Origin of the sequence: Snodgrassella alvi, assembly GCF_002777425.1 — a bacterium.
Taxonomy (GTDB): Bacteria; Pseudomonadota; Gammaproteobacteria; order Burkholderiales; family Neisseriaceae; genus Snodgrassella; species Snodgrassella alvi_B.
The window spans coordinates 131,633-148,978 of the sequence record NZ_MDVC01000115.1; the positions used below are offsets into that span (position 1 = coordinate 131,633).

Annotated in this window: 13 protein-coding genes and 1 pseudogene; 9 read left to right on the forward strand and 5 right to left on the reverse strand. The window is 42.2% G+C overall.

Annotated elements, in window-relative coordinates:
* Nucleotides 1-34 precede the first annotated feature (34 nt).
* A complete protein-coding gene (aceE, locus tag BGI33_RS12545; RefSeq protein ID WP_373884591.1) occupies nt 35-2,743 on the reverse strand; it encodes a pyruvate dehydrogenase (acetyl-transferring), homodimeric type in 2,709 nt (902 codons plus the stop codon).
* Nucleotides 2,744-3,663: 920 nt separating this feature from the next.
* Here aceE and BGI33_RS12550 point away from each other — a divergent pair.
* Together BGI33_RS12550 and BGI33_RS12555 are read left to right on the forward strand one after the other, a co-directional pair.
* Nucleotides 3,664-4,632, forward strand: a complete 969-nt coding sequence (locus BGI33_RS12550; protein WP_100091508.1) for a DnaJ C-terminal domain-containing protein — start codon at nt 3,664-3,666, stop codon at nt 4,630-4,632.
* Between the two features lie 15 nt (nt 4,633-4,647).
* Entirely contained in the window at nt 4,648-4,914 is a 267-nt protein-coding gene (locus tag BGI33_RS12555) for a chaperone modulator CbpM (protein WP_100091509.1), read from the forward strand.
* A gap of 34 nt (nt 4,915-4,948) precedes the next feature.
* On the opposite strand, the gene mtgA is transcribed toward BGI33_RS12555, so the two are convergent.
* Nucleotides 4,949-5,644: a monofunctional biosynthetic peptidoglycan transglycosylase gene (gene mtgA / locus BGI33_RS12560; RefSeq protein WP_100091510.1), complete on the reverse strand. Its 696-nt coding sequence runs from the start codon at nt 5,642-5,644 to the stop codon at nt 4,949-4,951.
* Nucleotides 5,641-6,444: a shikimate dehydrogenase gene (gene aroE, locus BGI33_RS12565; protein WP_100091511.1), complete on the reverse strand. Its 804-nt coding sequence runs from the start codon at nt 6,442-6,444 to the stop codon at nt 5,641-5,643. Before aroE ends, mtgA begins: the two co-directional genes overlap by 4 nt.
* Nucleotides 6,445-6,974: 530 nt before the next feature.
* Between aroE and BGI33_RS12570 the strand changes: the two genes are divergently transcribed.
* The 7 genes and pseudogenes from BGI33_RS12570 to BGI33_RS12600 all read left to right on the forward strand — a co-directional run bounded on the left by BGI33_RS12570 (nt 6,975) and on the right by BGI33_RS12600 (nt 15,748).
* Nucleotides 6,975-8,447, forward strand: a complete 1,473-nt coding sequence (locus tag BGI33_RS12570; protein ID WP_100091512.1) for an MFS transporter — start codon at nt 6,975-6,977, stop codon at nt 8,445-8,447.
* A gap of 316 nt (nt 8,448-8,763) precedes the next feature.
* Complete coding sequence (glnA, locus tag BGI33_RS12575; protein WP_100091513.1) at nt 8,764-10,182, forward strand: type I glutamate--ammonia ligase; 1,419 nt, start codon at nt 8,764-8,766, stop codon at nt 10,180-10,182.
* 390 nt (nt 10,183-10,572) lie between these two features.
* Entirely contained in the window at nt 10,573-12,072 is a 1,500-nt protein-coding gene (gene ppx / locus BGI33_RS12580) for an exopolyphosphatase (protein WP_100091514.1), read from the forward strand.
* A 24-nt stretch (nt 12,073-12,096) separates the two neighbouring features.
* Nucleotides 12,097-13,173 (forward strand): magnesium/cobalt transporter CorA, encoded by a 1,077-nt coding sequence (gene corA, locus BGI33_RS12585; protein WP_100091515.1) that lies wholly within the window; start codon nt 12,097-12,099, stop codon nt 13,171-13,173.
* Nucleotides 13,174-13,304: 131 nt separating this feature from the next.
* Nucleotides 13,305-13,753 (forward strand): annotated as a pseudogene (locus BGI33_RS12590) (acyl-CoA thioesterase).
* Between the two features lie 22 nt (nt 13,754-13,775).
* Nucleotides 13,776-14,402 carry a riboflavin synthase subunit alpha gene (locus tag BGI33_RS12595; RefSeq protein ID WP_100091516.1) on the forward strand — a complete coding sequence of 209 codons (627 nt, stop codon included), beginning with the start codon at nt 13,776-13,778 and terminating at the stop codon, nt 14,400-14,402.
* 989 nt (nt 14,403-15,391) lie between these two features.
* A complete protein-coding gene (locus tag BGI33_RS12600) occupies nt 15,392-15,748 on the forward strand; it encodes a DUF805 domain-containing protein (protein WP_100091517.1) in 357 nt (118 codons plus the stop codon).
* 141 nt (nt 15,749-15,889) lie between these two features.
* Here BGI33_RS12600 and BGI33_RS12605 read toward each other — a convergent pair whose 3' ends face one another.
* Nucleotides 15,890-16,372: a hypothetical protein gene (locus tag BGI33_RS12605; protein ID WP_100091518.1), complete on the reverse strand. Its 483-nt coding sequence runs from the start codon at nt 16,370-16,372 to the stop codon at nt 15,890-15,892.
* 193 nt (nt 16,373-16,565) lie between these two features.
* On the reverse strand, nt 16,566-17,024 hold the full coding sequence (locus tag BGI33_RS12610) for a hypothetical protein (protein ID WP_100091519.1): 459 nt from the start codon (nt 17,022-17,024) through the stop codon (nt 16,566-16,568).
* Nucleotides 17,025-17,346: the final 322 nt, after the last annotated feature.

The window sequence follows — 17,346 nt, forward strand, 5'->3', positions numbered from 1 at the left end:
CCTGAAAGGCATATGCATTCAGGCAGTCGGTTCATTAGCGTGTCCAGCTCGGCTCTACATCAGCCTTGATACCATATTTATTGATGGCATCCTGTACAACCTGTTTGCTGATCTTACCTTCATCAGCCAGGCCACTCAGGGCAGCCACCGCCACGTGGTAACGGTTGACTTCAAAGAACTCACGCAAATTGTCACGAGAATCACTGCGACCAAAGCCATCAGTACCCAGCACAGTAAATATATCCTGTGGTACATAGGCACGGATACGGTCAGCAAAGTGACGTACATAATCAGTTGAAGCCACAACCGGGCCTTCGTGACCAGACAGCAGTTCAGTCACATAAGACACTTTCTGCGTATCAGTCGGATGCAGACGGTTGTAGCGCTCAATATTAATACCATCACGATACAGTTCGTTAAATGAAGTTACACTCCAGATATTCGCATCTACATCAAAATCCTGTTTCAGCAATTCTGCAGCAGCAATCACTTCCTGCAAAATCACACCACAGCCCATCAACTGTACTTTCAGCTTGCCGCCAGTTCCTTCCTGCAACAGATACATACCTTTCAGAATCTGCTGCTCGATACCTTCACGCTGTGGCATGGCCGGATGTTTGTAATTCTGGTTCATCAGGGTGATGTAATAGAACACATCCTCACGCTCTACATACATACGGTGCATACCGTGCTGAATAATCACAGCCACTTCATAGGAGAAAGACGGGTCATAAGAAATACAGTTTGGAATCAGCTCAGCCTGAATATGGCTGTGGCCGTCCTGATGCTGCAAACCTTCACCATTCAGTGTCGTACGGCCAGCGGTGCCGCCCAGCATAAAGCCGCGGGCACGCTGATCACCAGCAGCCCAAGCCAGATCGCCAATACGCTGGAAACCGAACATTGAATAGTAAATATAGAACGGAATCAGTGGATAATCATTATTGGAATAGCTGGTAGCCGCTGCAATCCACGAGCTCATGGCACCCGGTTCATTAATACCTTCCTGGAAAATCTGACCATTTTTTGATTCTTTATAGAACATTAGCTGGTCATGATCCTGAGGCGTATAAATCTGGCCTTTCGGATTCCAGATACCATACTGGCGGAATAGGCCTTCCATCCCAAAAGTACGGCTTTCATCCGGTACAATCGGCACCACACGTTTGCCAATATTTTTATCTTTCAGCAACGTACTCAGAATACGTACAAACGCCATTGTGGTAGAGAACTCACGGTCACCACTGTCCTGCAACTGCGGAGCAAACTCACTCAGTGCTGGAACTGTCAACTGTTCGGAATCAGGATGACGATATGGCAGGAAGCCACCGAGCTGAGCACGACGCTCTTTCATGTATTTCATTTCTTCACTGTCTTCAGGCAGACGGAAGAACGGCAGAGTATGTTCCATCTCTTCATCAGTTACCGGAATCTGGAAGCGATCACGGAACTGTTTCAAAGATTTCATGTCCATTTTCTTGGCCTGATGGGCAGTATTTTGTGCTTCACCGGAAGCACCCATACCATAGCCTTTAATGGTTTTAGCCAGAATCACTGTCGGACGGCCATCCGGATTATTCACTGCTTCGTGGTAAGCCGCATACACCTTGTGCGGATCGTGACCACCACGGTTTAGTGACCAGATTTCATCGTCTGACATATTTGCCACCATGGCTTTCAGTTCAGGCGTATTGAAGAAGTGTTCACGCACATAGGCGCCATTTTGTGATTTATACATCTGATAATCGCCATCAACACATTCTTCCATGCGTTTTTTCAGCAGATTATCCTTATCCTGTGCCAACAGGGCATCCCATTTGCTGCCCCAGATTACTTTCAATACATTCCAGCCTGCGCCACGGAAATTGCCTTCCAGTTCCTGAATGATTTTTCCGTTACCACGTACCGGGCCATCCAAACGCTGCAAATTACAGTTCACGACAAAAATCAGGTTGTCCAGACCATCACGTGCAGCCAGTGCAATTGCACCCTGACTTTCCGGTTCGTCCATTTCGCCATCACCACAGAATACCCATACCTTACGGCCCTGAGTTTTGGCCAGACCACGGGATTCCAGATATTTAAGCAAACGTGCCTGATAAATACCCTGTATTGGTCCCAGCCCCATGGATACAGTCGGAAATTGCCAGAAATCAGGCATCAGCCATGGATGAGGATAGGAAGACAGACCATTACCATCAACTTCCTGACGGAAATTACGCATCTGTTCTTCAGTCAGGCGGCCTTCAACGAAAGCACGGGCATAGAAACCAGGTGCACTATGCCCCTGAAAGAATACCAGATCGCCTTCCTGGCTGTCTGTTTTACCATGCCAGAAATGATTAAAACCAACATCGTATAAAGTGGCGCAAGACTGGAAGCTGGCAATATGACCACCCAGCTCAAGATTCTTCTTGCTTGCATTTAACACCAGTGCTGCTGCATTCCAGCGCACCAATGAACGAATGCGATGTTCTAATTCATGATTGCCCGGTGATTTTTTTTCTTTACCAACAGGAATAGTATTCAGATAGGCGGTGGTAGCACTGAACGGCATATAAATACCTCGGCGGCGAATATAGCGCACCAGGTTTTCCATCAAATAATGAGCACGTTCAGGTCCCTCTTCTTTCAGCACCGAACTGAGCGAGTCCAACCATTCCTGGGTTTCAATCGGATCGATATCTTGATCATGGAAGTCAGCAGACATAGCAATATCCTCTTTCATATGGGATTGAGTCATGAACAAAACACTTTATGTTGTTGCTATTTCATCTAATATTTTCTTTTTTTAACCAATTGCTTTACCAAATTGATTAGAAAAAATACATATAAATTCAAACAACTTACAATAAATCTGCATAATCTTAATTCAACAAAAGCATATATTATTGTGATGCAACATACTGTATTTTAGCCTAAATCGTACCAGTGTAATGCGTAAACAGCAATGTCTTTTTACACCAATTTTCTGATTTAAAACAAACAAACAAATAATCACAAATTAATATATATCAGCTACTTAACAGCCCTTTTTTATGCCAGAATTCGGTAATCAGATAAAAAAAAAGTAAATATAAATAGTTAAAATTGTAATAATAAACAATTGTCATTAACATAAACTATTATTCATTGTACTTTTTCAAGAACAAAATCTGTACAGCAATTCAATACAATGATTCACATGGACTAACTGTAAAAAAACATTCTCCATATAAACATTGTGACTATGGCTAATCAAACTTTCTCACCATATAATCACAAACAGCATAATCCCAATAAAATAATTTGTATACTTTTAACTATAAAAGCTTAATTTGTAAATTCTTAACCATTAATGCAGTATAATTTTCAAATTATCCTAATTTATTTAACCAAAATTTATACATCTGGTTTCGATTAGTCCAATATCGGAAAGTTGTTTTCTGCTGCGCCATAGCTATTTAGCCTGCCACATTGTGCACAGGATTGCGAAACAACCGTCGATAATTCTTGGCAAAATAAATTTAGTTATATGCTAACAAAAATTAAAAGATAGCAGCCAAAATCACATAACCCATCCTCTGCTAGCGCAGCACATCCCTTTAAACTTTAGCTTTATGCCCCCAACTTTAATAGTATAGTAATTTGAAAATCTAAAGAAATTTCCGCAAAGGATAGAACATGGCTGAACGCAACTATTATGAAATTCTGGGTGTAGACCGCAAAGCCAGTGATGACGATATAAAAAAAGCCTATCGCAAACTGGTACGTAAATATCATCCCGATGTCAGCAAAGAACCCGATGCCGTCGCCAAAACCAGCGAAATCAACATCGCCTATGAAACCCTGCACAATAAGGAAAAACGCGCAGAGTACGATGATATGCTGGCTAACCCTTTCCGGCATGGCAACCAGCAAAATAGTGGCGACCGTGGTGGCTATGACTACCAGCAATACGACTTTGATCCAAGCCATTTTGGTCAGAACGGAGCTTTTGGTAGCGGAGATTTTCGCTTTGATGACCTGTTTTCTGCTTTTGGCAGCAGTGGCCGGCATGGCTTTCAGCAGAATCGTACCGACCCGATGCGCGGTGAAGACCAGCATGCCGAGCTGGTGATTGATATTGCTGCGGCCTATCAGGGTGCTCAGCGCAATCTGTCACTGGATATGCCCACATTGAATGCTCATGGACAAATGACATACGAGCGCAAAACCCTGAATGTAAAAATTCCGGCAGGCATCACTGAAGGGCAGCAGATTCGGCTTGGTGGTCAGGGACTACCGGGCTTTAACGGCGGTGTCCCCGGGGACTTATACCTGAAAATCAGCTTCCGTAATGAAGAAAATCTGTATGTCCAAAATCGCAAAGATGTTTACCAGCGCATCAATGTTGCACCATGGACAGCAGCTCTGGGCGGCAAAACCGATATCACCACCCCAGCCGGAGCGTTAAGCGTGAATATTCCAGCCAATAGTCATAACGGTCAGAAAATGCGCCTGAAAGGTAAAGGGATACCAGCAAAAGAAGCCGGCGACTTATATCTGCTGATTAATATTGTGCTGCCACAAACCAGTACCGAAGCCGACCGTGCCGCATGGCAGGCACTAGCCTCACATTATGCTGCTTTTCAGCCCCAGAACCACGTTTGATAGCAGGAGCGCAAAATGAATAACAACCAACAAGATGTAGAATTAAGCTTTGATGATCTGGTTCGCGCCTGCGACAATCAAAGTAACTGGATATTAAGTTTGATTGCCGAAAGTGTTATCCCCGTTGAACAGGAACCACAATTGGCGCGTTATACCGGCTATCACATGGCTATAGCCCGCCGTGCATGGCGCATCCATCGTGATTTCGATGCCAGTGCCAGCGCAACAGCCCTCATTTTGCAACTACTCGATGAAGTGGAAGACCTGCGCCGGCGCAGCTAGTCTAGCTTAAATTATTATCAGATATGCTGCGCCATTACCGGTCATTATCCGGCAATTGCGCTGAACCCATCCGCCGTAAGATCACATTGGCTTTACGGTGGATTTCCTGATCATGCGGATGGTCGATATAATAAAGCGGTCTGGGCACACGAACAGCCAGTTTCGCCGCCTGTTGCGCAGACAGTTGCATCGCGGTACGCCCATATATCGTTTCACTTGCAGCTTCTGCTCCGAATACCCCATAGCCCCATTCAATCACATTCAGATATAAAGCAAAAATTCGGTCTTTATTGGTCGTAGCCTCAAGCAAAGAAGTAATCACCGCCTCTTCAGCCTTGCGCCAATAATGGCGGCTTTCAGATAAGAACAGATTTTTAGCCAATTGCTGGCTAATAGTTGAACCACCTGCCTTAATCCTGCCCTGATGTTGATTTTTTTTAATTGCCGTGCGAATACCATTCCAGTCGAAGCCGTCATGCTCGGCAAAGCGGGCATCTTCCGAAGCAATCAGGGCTTTTTTCAGATTGGGCGAAATCCGGTTATAAGGTACCCACTGATAATTTAATTGGGTATCTGGATGGGTTGTGGCCAATTGTTGCATACGCAATAGCATAAACATAGTGCGGTGTGGCGCTACAGCACGATAAGTTAACAGACTGCCATACACATAGGTATTAAACAGCAAAAATATCGTCACCAGCATAATTAACAAATTGCGCACTAGGCTCATGACTGCTCCATTTCCTCGCGCATCTGTCTACTTACCGGCCGAATATCCGGCCTGAACCCATGCCATAACTCATACGAAGCTGCCGCCTGAGCGACCAGCATACCGAGACCATCTGCCAGCTTTGTGCATCCGGCCGCCTGTGCCTGGAGCAAAAAAGGAGTCAGCTTTTGCGCATACATCATATCGTATACCAGTTGCGCCCGTGCCAGTACAGCTGGTGGCACAGGTAATTCCTGCCCATGTAAACTGCCAGAGGTAGCATTGATTATTACATCATAATGCGGCTCAATCTGAGTTAACTCACACCAGTTCACCGCATGCTCCTGCGCCAATATCTGTGCTTTTTCTACAGAGCGGTTGGCAATCATCAATGACGCTGGCTGTTGCTGCAAAAGCGGCAGAATCACGCCACGGGCTGCTCCACCCGCACCCAACAATAATATATGCTTGTTATGCAATGAAAAAGACAGTAACTCTTCAATTGCCCGCACCAGCCCGATACCGTCAGTATTGTCCCCCAGCAAATGCCCATCGCGCCAGAACAGCGTATTGACCGCTTTTGCAGCCTCTGCCCGTGCAGTTAACACATCAGCCAGCCTGAAAGCCTCGTGTTTGAAAGGCACAGTCACATTGGCTCCCATCCCGCCTGTAGCAAAAAACTCGCGCGCAGTTTTTGCAAAATCATCAAGTGGAACCAGACGCCGTTCGTAGATTAATTTACGTCCTTCCTGAGCTGCAAAAGCCTGATGTATTTGTGGAGAACGGCTGTGCGCTATCGGATTCCCAAATACTGCAAACATACCCTTTTCCTCCCCTACTGCGTAAATAATTATTACTATTATCCAGACTACGCGCACGAATAGCAAAATAGCAACCAGATTCAGAAAGCAATTTATTGCCTCCCCTTCAGCATATAAAAACCGGCACCGCCACAAAATATCAATTATTTTGATATATCGATTAAGCACAAACTAGCGTATCGACCATAGTTTTATCCTTTATCTAACAGTACCCTGCAAGACATATCTGCTGATATTTATCCCGTAAAGTAGCCAATTTTGCAACAATTAAAAAATTTCTTTATATTTAACCTAAATTTGCTATATTATCTATAAATTACCAACTATTTTACATTTTTATTATCCTTCAACTCTAATATAGCCTGATTACATCCAGGTAAACACATAACTACTTATCAATTCGCTGGCTTTAATTAACCTGCTAGTTCAAAAAATAACCTGATAACTGGCCAACACCTAAACCCTCAATTTATTGGTTTTGCGCCTGCATAGTGCAAAGCAATTGATACAGTATTTATCCGGGATGAATCATGCATACTCGCCAGATTGCCGTTCTTCAAGCATCAAATAAATTACCAGTCCACGTTAAACTGGGCTACGCCATCGGGCAGATGGCAGACTCACTGGCCTATAATCTCTTTTATGTTTTTTATCTGTTTTTCCTGACTAATGTTGCCAACATCCCCGCCGGGCAGGCTGGCACAATTGTCCTGATTGCCGTTATCTGGGATGCAGTTGCAGACCCGCTGGTGGGTCAGTTTTCAGATACCCTCAGCTCGCACTGGGGACGACGCAGACCATTAATGCTGGCTGCTATCCTGCCATACACCCTGTTAATGCTCCTTTTATATACAGATATCTCAATCTTCAGTGTGAATCAAAAAACAGTATATTTCACTGTAATCGCCATTCTGTTCTGGTCTGCTTACAAAATCTACGTGATTCCTTTCTACACCCTCGGTGCGGAAATGACCAACGACTTTGATGAGCGTACTTCTCTGCGGGTATGGGCTAGCTATGCCCTTAATCTGGCGGTACTTGTTTCATCTTCCGCACCACCACTAATTGTCAAAGGGATTGTTGGTGCAGGTTGTAGCGTGAGCACTAGCTGGTTTGGAGTCAGCCTGATATTTGCCATCCTAACCCTGATTAGCGGCCTTACCTGCTGGTATCTTACCCGAGGTTATGAACTGCCTGCCCGGAAGAGACAATCTGAAACAGATAGCCAATACCGTCCTTTGGCCTTTATCGGTGAAGTTTTTAACAATATGTTTGAAATTGGCCGCCTTTCATCCAGCCAGTTTCTTGGTGCTTCGGTTTTTTTCTGGTCGGCGGCCTATGCACTCAGTACCGGCGCACTTTATTATTTATTCCTAAACAATATGGCTTACAGTGAACAGGATGCAGCAATCAGTTTTCTGATTTTTAGCCTGCTGGCTCTGGCTTGGCTGCCAATAGTGAATTACACCGCCCAAAAATTTGATAAGAAAAATGTCTATTATTTGTCCATGCTTATCAGCTCCATAGGCACAGGGCTATTCTATTTTTGTGGTTTTCCCAGCAGAACCATGCTGCTTATCTATTTAATCTTACTACAGCTTGGCAACAGCTATTTCTGGACGGTTTATTATTCAATGATGTACGACATATGTGAACTGGATGATTTTATCAATAACAAGCGGCGGGAAGGTGCCATTACTGCCTTAATGTCGTTTCTACAAAAATTCGGTAGCGCACTATCTATCTGGTTTATCGGTTTTTATATAGACAAACATGGCTATATTTCTTCCAGCGGGCAACAAACCATTACTCAGCCACCACAAGCTTTGCACGCTATTTTGGAGTTGAATACCTGGATTCATGCACTAGCAGGATTGCTGGCCGCACTTTTTGCCATTGCCTATCCCCTGACCCGCAGCCGTTATCAGGCATTACTCACAGCCCTACAGGCCAAAAAAGAGCAACAACCCTACACCACCAGCGATTTCAAACAATTGTTATAAGCATCATCATAAAATTGCCATACAACCAAACAATCAACAAATTATGAAATACAACTATGCCTACTGTTTTCCGTATCTGCTTGAAACCGGATAGATAACCACACCACCCTAATAACATCAGTTAATAGTTCACAAAATCTGATATAAACTGGAATAAATATCCACAACAACATGTTTTTAAATAAATTAATTTAAAAGACATCCCAAAGCCGGCCTTTTTTTACATCAGTGCGTTTTTTTTGCAAAGCGATTGTGGCAGAATCAAGCTAACTTAAAGAGAGTACACTACTCTCCAGACCTTAATGGGAGTCCTGAAATGTCAGTAAAAGATGTAGTAAGCCTGATTGAAGAAAACGAAGCCAAATTCATAGATTTGCGTTTTACCGATACAAAAGGCAAACAGCAGCATGTATCCGTACCAGCCCGAATTGTGCTGGAAGACCCTGAAGAATGGTTTGAAAATGGACAGGCTTTTGATGGTTCATCCATCGGTGGCTGGAAAGGGATTCAGGCATCTGATATGACCCTGAAACCAGATGCGTCTACAGCATTTATTGACCCTTTTTACGATGACACTACCGTGGTTTTAACCTGTGATGTCATCGACCCAGCCAATGGACAGGGTTACGATCGCGATCCTCGCTCCATCGCCAAGCGTGCCGAAGCTTATCTGAAATCCACCGGCATCGGTGACACCGCCTTCTTTGGTCCAGAACCAGAATTTTTCGTGTTTGACGGCGTAGAATGGCAAACCGACATGAGCGGCACCCGCTACAAAATTCATTCTGAAGAAGCAGCATGGTCTAGTGGCGAATCTTATGATGGCCAGAATACCGGCCATCGCCCGGGCGTTAAAGGCGGCTACTTCCCAGTTGCACCAGTTGATTCCGGTCAGGATTTACGTTCAGCCTGCACCCAGACTCTGGAAGCCATTGGTATCCCGGTTGAAGTACATCATCATGAAGTGGCTACTGCCGGCCAGATGGAAATCGGCACCCGCTTCAACACACTGGTTCGCCGCGCAGACTGGACACAGGACATGAAATACGTGATTCAGAATGTAGCGCACAACTTTGGCAAAACCGCTACCTTTATGCCGAAACCCATTCTTGGAGACAATGGTTCCGGTATGCACGTGCATCAGTCTATCTGGAAAGACGGCCAAAACCTGTTTTCCGGCGATGGCTATGCTGGTCTGTCTGACTTAGCACTGTATTACATCGGCGGCATCATCAAACATGCCAAAGCACTGAATGCATTAACCAATCCGTCAACCAACTCCTACAAACGTCTGGTACCGCATTTTGAAGCACCAACCAAACTGGCCTACTCTGCCAAAAACCGTTCAGCTTCAATTCGCATTCCGTATGTAGCCAGCGCCAAAGCACGCCGCATCGAAGCACGCTTCCCAGATCCTACCGCCAACCCTTATCTGGCTTTCGCCGCATTGTTAATGGCCGGTCTGGATGGTATCCAGAACAAAATTCATCCGGGCGACCCATCCGATAAAAACCTGTACGACCTGCCACCAGAAGAAGATGCATTAGTACCAACCGTATGCGCATCTCTGGAGGAAGCACTAGAAGCCCTAAAAGCTGACCACGAATTCCTTACCCGCGGTGGTGTATTCAGCCAAGACTGGATTGACAGCTACATCGAATTCAAGAGCGAAGATGTAAAATGCATCCGCATGGCGCCACATCCGCTTGAATTTGAAATGTATTACAGCCTGTAATCAGACATATTAGCATCAAGCTAACTCATCAGACCGTTCACTTCAGGATACAAGCCTAACCGGCACATTCATCCTGCCAGTGCAACGGTCTTATTCATATCTGCTTATCGGCCTACCAATAAAATAAGCCTGTAGCAACTTATCTCCTGCTAGAATCTTTCAGCACAGGTATACAGAAAAAGCATATTCTTCCCAGTTCTGACACTTTCTGTACAACTCAACATAAATTTTCCTAACACAACAATAACCCACATCATAGTAAAAATAGTAAAAACAGGCGGTTACTTGTGTATCATTCTCGCTATTAACCTATCACATCACAGCCATTCATAGCAGTGATGCTAGCTATACGGTAACATTATACCTATCTGAAGCCGAAACAATTTCATTATGACCGCGCAAGACATGCTCGCCACCGTAGACCTGGGTTCCAACAGCTTTCGTCTCCAAATCTGTCACAACCAGAATGGCCATTTGCAAGTAGTAGATTCCATAAAGGAAATGGTGCGACTGGCCGCCGGACTGGATGAACAGAAGAAGCTTGACCAGGCTTCCCAGCAACGCGCATTAAACTGTCTGGCCAGATTCGGGGAAAGACTGCGTGGTTTTGAACCTGATCACGTACGGGTTGTTGCAACCAATACTTTCCGTGTAGCCAAAAATATCAGCCAGTTTATCCCACAGGCCGAAGAAAAACTGGGTTTTCCCATTGATATTATTGCCGGACGTGAAGAAGCACGCCTGATTTATACCGGTGTCGTCCATACCCTGCCACCCAAGGGTGAAAATATGCTGGTAATCGATATCGGTGGAGGTTCAACTGAGTTTGTTATCGGACATGAATTACAACCAGCCATCACCGAAAGTCTCAGCCTGGGCTGCGTGTCCTACAGTATGCGCTTCTTTCCACGCGGTAAAATAAATAACAAAAATTTTCAGGCAGCTGTCAACAACGCCCGTGCCGAAATCCAGCGTATCTCAGTAGCACTAAAAAATATTGGCTGGGACTACGCCATCGGTACATCAGGTTCGGCACGTTCCATTCGCGATGTCATTGCTGCTGGCGATGAATCCATTGATGCCATCACTGCCGCCCAAATGCACAAAATTGCTAACCACATTATCACTGCGGGCAGCACCAAAAAAGCCAAACTGGAAGGATTGAAATCAGACCGGATGGAAGTCTTTGCAGGCGGTCTAGCCGTCATGATTGCTGCTTTTGCCGAGCTGAACATCAGCGAAATGACCGTAACCGATGCGGCACTGCGTGATGGCGTATTTTACGACATGATCGGACGACAACTGGGCGACGACATGCGCAACCAAACTATCGCCGACTTTCAGAAACGCTACCATGTCGACACCATTCAGGCACAAAGAGTCGCCAGTCTGGCACAAATGATATTCAACCATCTAACCTCCGCCATTACCCCGGTTCATTTGGAACAGTGGCAACAATACGTACGCTGGGCGGCACAACTACACGAAATTGGCCTAGACATTTCCCATACCGGCTTTCACAAACACGCCGCCTATATTCTTGATCAGGCTGATATGCCCGGTTTTTCCCGCAAAGAACAGCACATTCTCGCCACCATGGTACTGGGGCAACGCGGAGACCTGCGTAAAATTGCAGAATTCACTCAGCAGGAAATGCTGTGGCTGGGCATACTTTCACTACGACTGGCTGCATTATTCTGCCGGGCACGGCAGGATATTCAGATACCGGTAAACCATTGTGACATCCATTACCACAAAGGCGATAAACAATTGATTATCAGCATCAGCGCAGAATGGTTAAAACACAATCCGCTTACCGCAAGTGCCTTATTGCAGGAATCTGCTTTATGGCACAAAATTGACTTACAGTTAGAAATCAAGGCTATCTAAACCCTATTTAGTCAAGGATGTCATATGAGTACACCGCCACGTGTTTCCAGTAATAAACAGGCTCAACTACATAACCTGCCCAGTCTGGCACATCGCAGCAATGTCAACAATATGCCGGCACAATCACTGACTATTACCCAGATTACATCCAGACAACTACTCACTCACAGCTATACCGGTGCCGATATATGCTGTGGAAACATACCAGCCCCTACAAAAGACAGGCTTATCTGGATTCATCTGATCGGAATTACCGATAATGAGCAGCTACACCAGCTATTACAAACATTTAACATCCATGAACTGGCCATGGAAGACATCCTCAGTCGCAAACAGCGCCCGAAAATCGAAAATTACGGACATTATCTGTTTGTGGCCGCACGTGTTTTTGCCTATAAAAAACAGAAACTGCAATACAACCAGATTTACATCATCATCGGGCAAAACTACATCATCACCTTCCAGTTCGAACCACTTGGATTACTGCAAGTGATCCGCGAATACATCCAGTACAATTACAGCGATATCTACCACAAAGGCATTGATTTTCTCGCTTATTCATTACTGGATCGCATTGTCGATGATTACTTCGTTACAGTAGATGAATTTGATAATCGCGTCGAAGGTTTAGACAAACAATTATTTAGCAACAGCAACAAAAACCTGTTGGTTTCCATCCACCAACTGAAACGCGATGCCATCAACCTGCGGCGTACCCTGTCACCCATTCGAGATATTGTCGGCCGTATCGTACACAATGAGTTTCCCCTGTTCAGCAAAGACATTCACGTCTATTTACTTGATGTTTACGACCATACCCAGCAACTAATGGAAACCCTTGACAGCGCACGCGATACCGTAATGGGCATGATGGATGTACATTTATCCTACCAGTCCAACCACCTCAATGAACAAATGCGCATGCTCACCGTGTTCACCATTATCGTAATGCCACTGAATGTCTTAACCGGCATATATGGCATGAACTTTGACAACATGCCTGAACTGCACTGGCACTATAGTTACTATGTAGTACTTGGCCTCATGGTCACCATCATCATTACCATGATAGCATATTTCCACAGGCGCCACTGGTTATAACCATTGGTAATTTCTATAAAAATAAACAATCTTCACAGAAAGAAACTAATTGACATATAAACACTCATATCAAAAGTAATTCCATCATACCTACACCATGCCTACCGCAAGGTGCGCAACATCAATTCGCCATGCCGGTACTAATTACCAAAGTATTAGCAAACTTCATGGTAATGTACATGGTGGCAATTTACTCAAACTGCTGAATCAGCTAGCCTATACCTATGCCAGTCGTTATTCTGGTAAATATGTAGTAACATTATCGGTGGATCAGGTAATATTTAAAGTACCTATTCACGCAGACGAGCTAGTTATCTTCTACGCCTCAGTCAATCATGTAGGACGTACTTCCATGGAAGTAGGCATCCGAGTAGAGGTGCAAGATATTCAGCACCGCAGTGCCTGTCATACTAATAGCTGCCATTTTAGCATGATAGCTGTTGATAAAAACGGTAAGCCCACTGTAATACCACCACTAAACATAGACAGCGAAGAACAGGCTCGCCGTTTTCAGGAAGGTGTCATTCGCAAAGAAGCACGCTTAAAGGCTGCGAAAACCAAACACAAACCATATATCTGATTATTATTGAAAGTAGAAATAAATGTTTACAGGCATCGTTCAGGGTTTAGGTATCGTCACCGCCATCAATGAGCACCATCAGCTACGTACACTACAGGTGCGCCTGCCTCAAGGCACCAGTGACAACCTCTGTATTGGCGCTTCCATCGCCAATAATGGCTGCTGCCTCACCATTACTGCCATCAAGGGCGATGAAGTATGTTTCGATGTAATGGCAGAAAGTCTGGCCAAAACCAATCTGGGACAACTCCAAGTGGGCGACGCAGTGAATATTGAACGTGCAGCACGTTATGGTGATGAAATTGGCGGCCATGTCATGAGCGGTCATATTTTTACCACCACTACCATCAGCCGGATTGAAGACACCCCGCACAATCGTACCGTCTGGTTTAACCTCCCGGATAACGCCAAACCCTATATCCTCACCAAAGGCTTTATTGGCCTCAATGGTTGCAGTCTTACTATCGGAGATGTAACCGAAACTGAATTTAATGTACATCTGATTCCCGAAACCATGAACCGAACCCTGTTTGGAAGCTGTCAGGTAAATGATTGCATTAATCTGGAAATAGATGCACAAACGCAAGCAATTGTTGATACCGTGCAAAAATACATGCAACAGCATGCAGCTAAATCAAATATTAATTAATTTCCGAATCTGTTTACCACGGTTGGGCAACACCGTGGTTCCACCATATAATTTTTATAATCAAATCAATTAGAAAATTATCATATAACTCACATCTTAACAATGTAACATGCATAGAATAGGCTATATTAATAAATTGGGTGATAAGCATTAAAAACACTTAGTAAACAACATCTCTCTTGCGGAACTGAACTGGTGACTTACCTTCTAACATTGACTGATTTCATCACTAGTCCTGTTCCAAAAATACCAGCCAGTAAGGTATATTGACAATATTACAGCTGGCAAAATTAACAATCCCATTCCAAAAGCCATCGTTCCAGACAACAGACAGAATAGAACATTAGGTATACCACAGCAGTGGCCATGATTATTAAATATCCATTCAAAGCAAACTCTAAAAAGCACCGCATATAGCATAATTAAGAATATTACTGTTACAAAAAAGCCACTACTTCTAATGGTAAAGTAAAGGTCTTCATAAATATCCATATCTTTATCGCATAGATAAAACATTCAAAATTTATAGATTGGAAAATTTTTTTACTGCTTTCTCCTACCCCCCTATAAAAAACAAAAACATCCTATCAAAATAGAGTATTAAAAGAACATGAGCTGTAATGACAATGTGGTAACAATTTATACTATTCCATATCAAGTCTTACTAAAAATTTATAATTTTCAAGTTTCTATATATCCAGTATCTATTCATCTGATATAGCAACAACAATTATCAATAAAAAATAATTAAAACAATTTATTAGCCATAAGAAGATTGAAAACATATTAATAAGCTGTACTGGTATCAATACTACTTAATAAGGAATATAGTTAAAAGATAAGAATATTGAGATAAAATCTAAATTGTTAATATTTATTAATTTATATTAAATATTAACAAATATTCCATATTTAGTTTATTTATATTTAAAATAATACTTTTATTGCAGTATTTTATTTATTTAAGTTAAAAAAGAGGATAAAGCAATATGAATTGGTTCATCAGTTGTGTTACCACAAACTACCTAAACTTTCAAGGTCGTGCTCGCCGTAAAGAATATTGGATGTTTACATTAGTTTATTTCTTAATAGGTTTGGCACTAGGCATACTTCTGAAAATTTTGGGAATGCAAGGTTTAGCTAAACTGGTTCAAGTAATTTTAATACTGGCGTTTTTTTTACCAAGTCTGGCAGTTACAGTACGCCGCTTACATGATACAAACAGGTCTGGTTGGTGGTGTTTAATAACTATGGTACCATTTTTGGGATCAATAATATTATTTATTTTTATGCTGTTAGACTCCACCCCGGGTGACAACAAATATGGCGTAAACCCAAAAGAATAGAATGTCTCACAACCTCATCAAGGTTCTTGATGAGGTTAATCGAGCTAATTTTCATACACAGTAATTTTATCAGAGCTATTCTTAATTAAAAAGTTGTTAATTGCGTATACAAACTTTTATTTGCATCATTATAAACACTGCTTAGCCAAGCTTAATCTTCATTTTCAACGCAGGTTTAACTTCAGGTTGATACTTTGCCCCTCCCCTTAAATACCAGCGAACCAAATAACAAGCCAACAATGTTGCAGGCAAAATTAATAAACCAACTCCCATAAGCATACTGCCGATTGTCAGGCATACAAAAGCATTAGGTAAACCACAGCAACAACCAATAACAACAAGAACTTTTAGAAAACGATTAGAAGAAACATTAAATATCCACCCGAACATCATAATTAATAATATTACTGTTGCAAAGAAAGCCATCACACCCAGTGTAAAATAAAAAATATCTCTATTATCCATGTATTCAGGCATTGGAAGAATGCGCAAAAAACGTAAAACTGGAAAAGCTTTTCCATCTCCTACAATTCCGATAAAGAAACATGGTGAACCGATAATCAAGGAACCTAGACATATCAAAAAACGTTTTACAAATGTGGTATTGGTATATTCTTTTTCCATATCGACCTCCATTTAAATATGTATGTTAACTTAAAGAACCGTTTATCAAAGATAATACATAAACTAAACATAGCTTCAGATAATTTTTTATATAAAATGATTTTAATTACATCTCATACTATTAATGACTTTTAGGTTTTAAAAGTTATAACTTCAAATGCAAGCTTTTATCCGCATTAAGTATAAATTCGAATTAGCCTAGCTTAATCTTCATTTTCAACGCAGGTTTAGGTTCAGATACATAAGGTTGCCAACCTTTCAAATACCAATACACCAAATAGCAGGCTAATATATCCAGAGGTAAGATTACTATTCCAGACAAATTAATAAAACTGATCACTACATGGGGAATAGCACAACATGTCCCTGTAATAACCATGACTTTAAAAAATAAATTTGGTTTAACATTAACTATCCAACCGATTATCATTACAATAATAATGACCGATGCCAAATACGCTGACCAGCACCATAGTAAATGTGAAATTTTTTCATTCTTATCAACAAGATTTAAAATAACAAAATAGATAAAAATCCAAAAGGGAGCAACAGTTATAAACAATGCAAAAATTGAAAAAGCTAAACGAGAAAAAAATATTGATGATTTAAAATAATTCATAATACCGCCCATTGCTTTCTTTTTAACACACATTAATTTACATTAATATACAAATTATAATTTTAATAGTCAATAATTTCTTTAGCTATTTCAATATACCTTTATCGTCGCCAAGTTTAGTTTTCTTAAACAAATAAAATTAAATTTATATTTCTAAATTACATTATTTCACTTATATATCAAATTTATAATATAACAATTGCCTTTTATCAACAGCCCTATGTGCAGCAATATAAAACTATCTCCATTTTACCGCACACAATTATTTGTAAGCATTTAGTTGTTTAGCAAAATTATATTACTCCACATAAAATATTAATTTTTGTAATTTTATGAAAAATTGGTTATAATAAAA

Excerpts from the sequence above, each read along its gene's own strand:
- aceE (WP_373884591.1), bottom strand. The coding sequence starts at position 2,743 with ATGACTCAATCCCATATGAAAGAGGATATTGCTATGTCTGCTGACTTC.
- BGI33_RS12550 (WP_100091508.1), top strand. The coding sequence starts at position 3,664 with ATGGCTGAACGCAACTATTATGAAATTCTGGGTGTAGACCGCAAAGCC.
- BGI33_RS12555 (WP_100091509.1), top strand. The coding sequence starts at position 4,648 with ATGAATAACAACCAACAAGATGTAGAATTAAGCTTTGATGATCTGGTT.
- mtgA (WP_100091510.1), bottom strand. The coding sequence starts at position 5,644 with ATGAGCCTAGTGCGCAATTTGTTAATTATGCTGGTGACGATATTTTTG.
- aroE (WP_100091511.1), bottom strand. The coding sequence starts at position 6,444 with ATGTTTGCAGTATTTGGGAATCCGATAGCGCACAGCCGTTCTCCACAA.
- BGI33_RS12570 (WP_100091512.1), top strand. The coding sequence starts at position 6,975 with ATGCATACTCGCCAGATTGCCGTTCTTCAAGCATCAAATAAATTACCA.
- glnA (WP_100091513.1), top strand. The coding sequence starts at position 8,764 with ATGTCAGTAAAAGATGTAGTAAGCCTGATTGAAGAAAACGAAGCCAAA.
- ppx (WP_100091514.1), top strand. The coding sequence starts at position 10,573 with ATGACCGCGCAAGACATGCTCGCCACCGTAGACCTGGGTTCCAACAGC.
- corA (WP_100091515.1), top strand. The coding sequence starts at position 12,097 with ATGAGTACACCGCCACGTGTTTCCAGTAATAAACAGGCTCAACTACAT.
- BGI33_RS12595 (WP_100091516.1), top strand. The coding sequence starts at position 13,776 with ATGTTTACAGGCATCGTTCAGGGTTTAGGTATCGTCACCGCCATCAAT.
- BGI33_RS12600 (WP_100091517.1), top strand. The coding sequence starts at position 15,392 with ATGAATTGGTTCATCAGTTGTGTTACCACAAACTACCTAAACTTTCAA.
- BGI33_RS12605 (WP_100091518.1), bottom strand. The coding sequence starts at position 16,372 with ATGGAAAAAGAATATACCAATACCACATTTGTAAAACGTTTTTTGATA.
- BGI33_RS12610 (WP_100091519.1), bottom strand. The coding sequence starts at position 17,024 with ATGTGTGTTAAAAAGAAAGCAATGGGCGGTATTATGAATTATTTTAAA.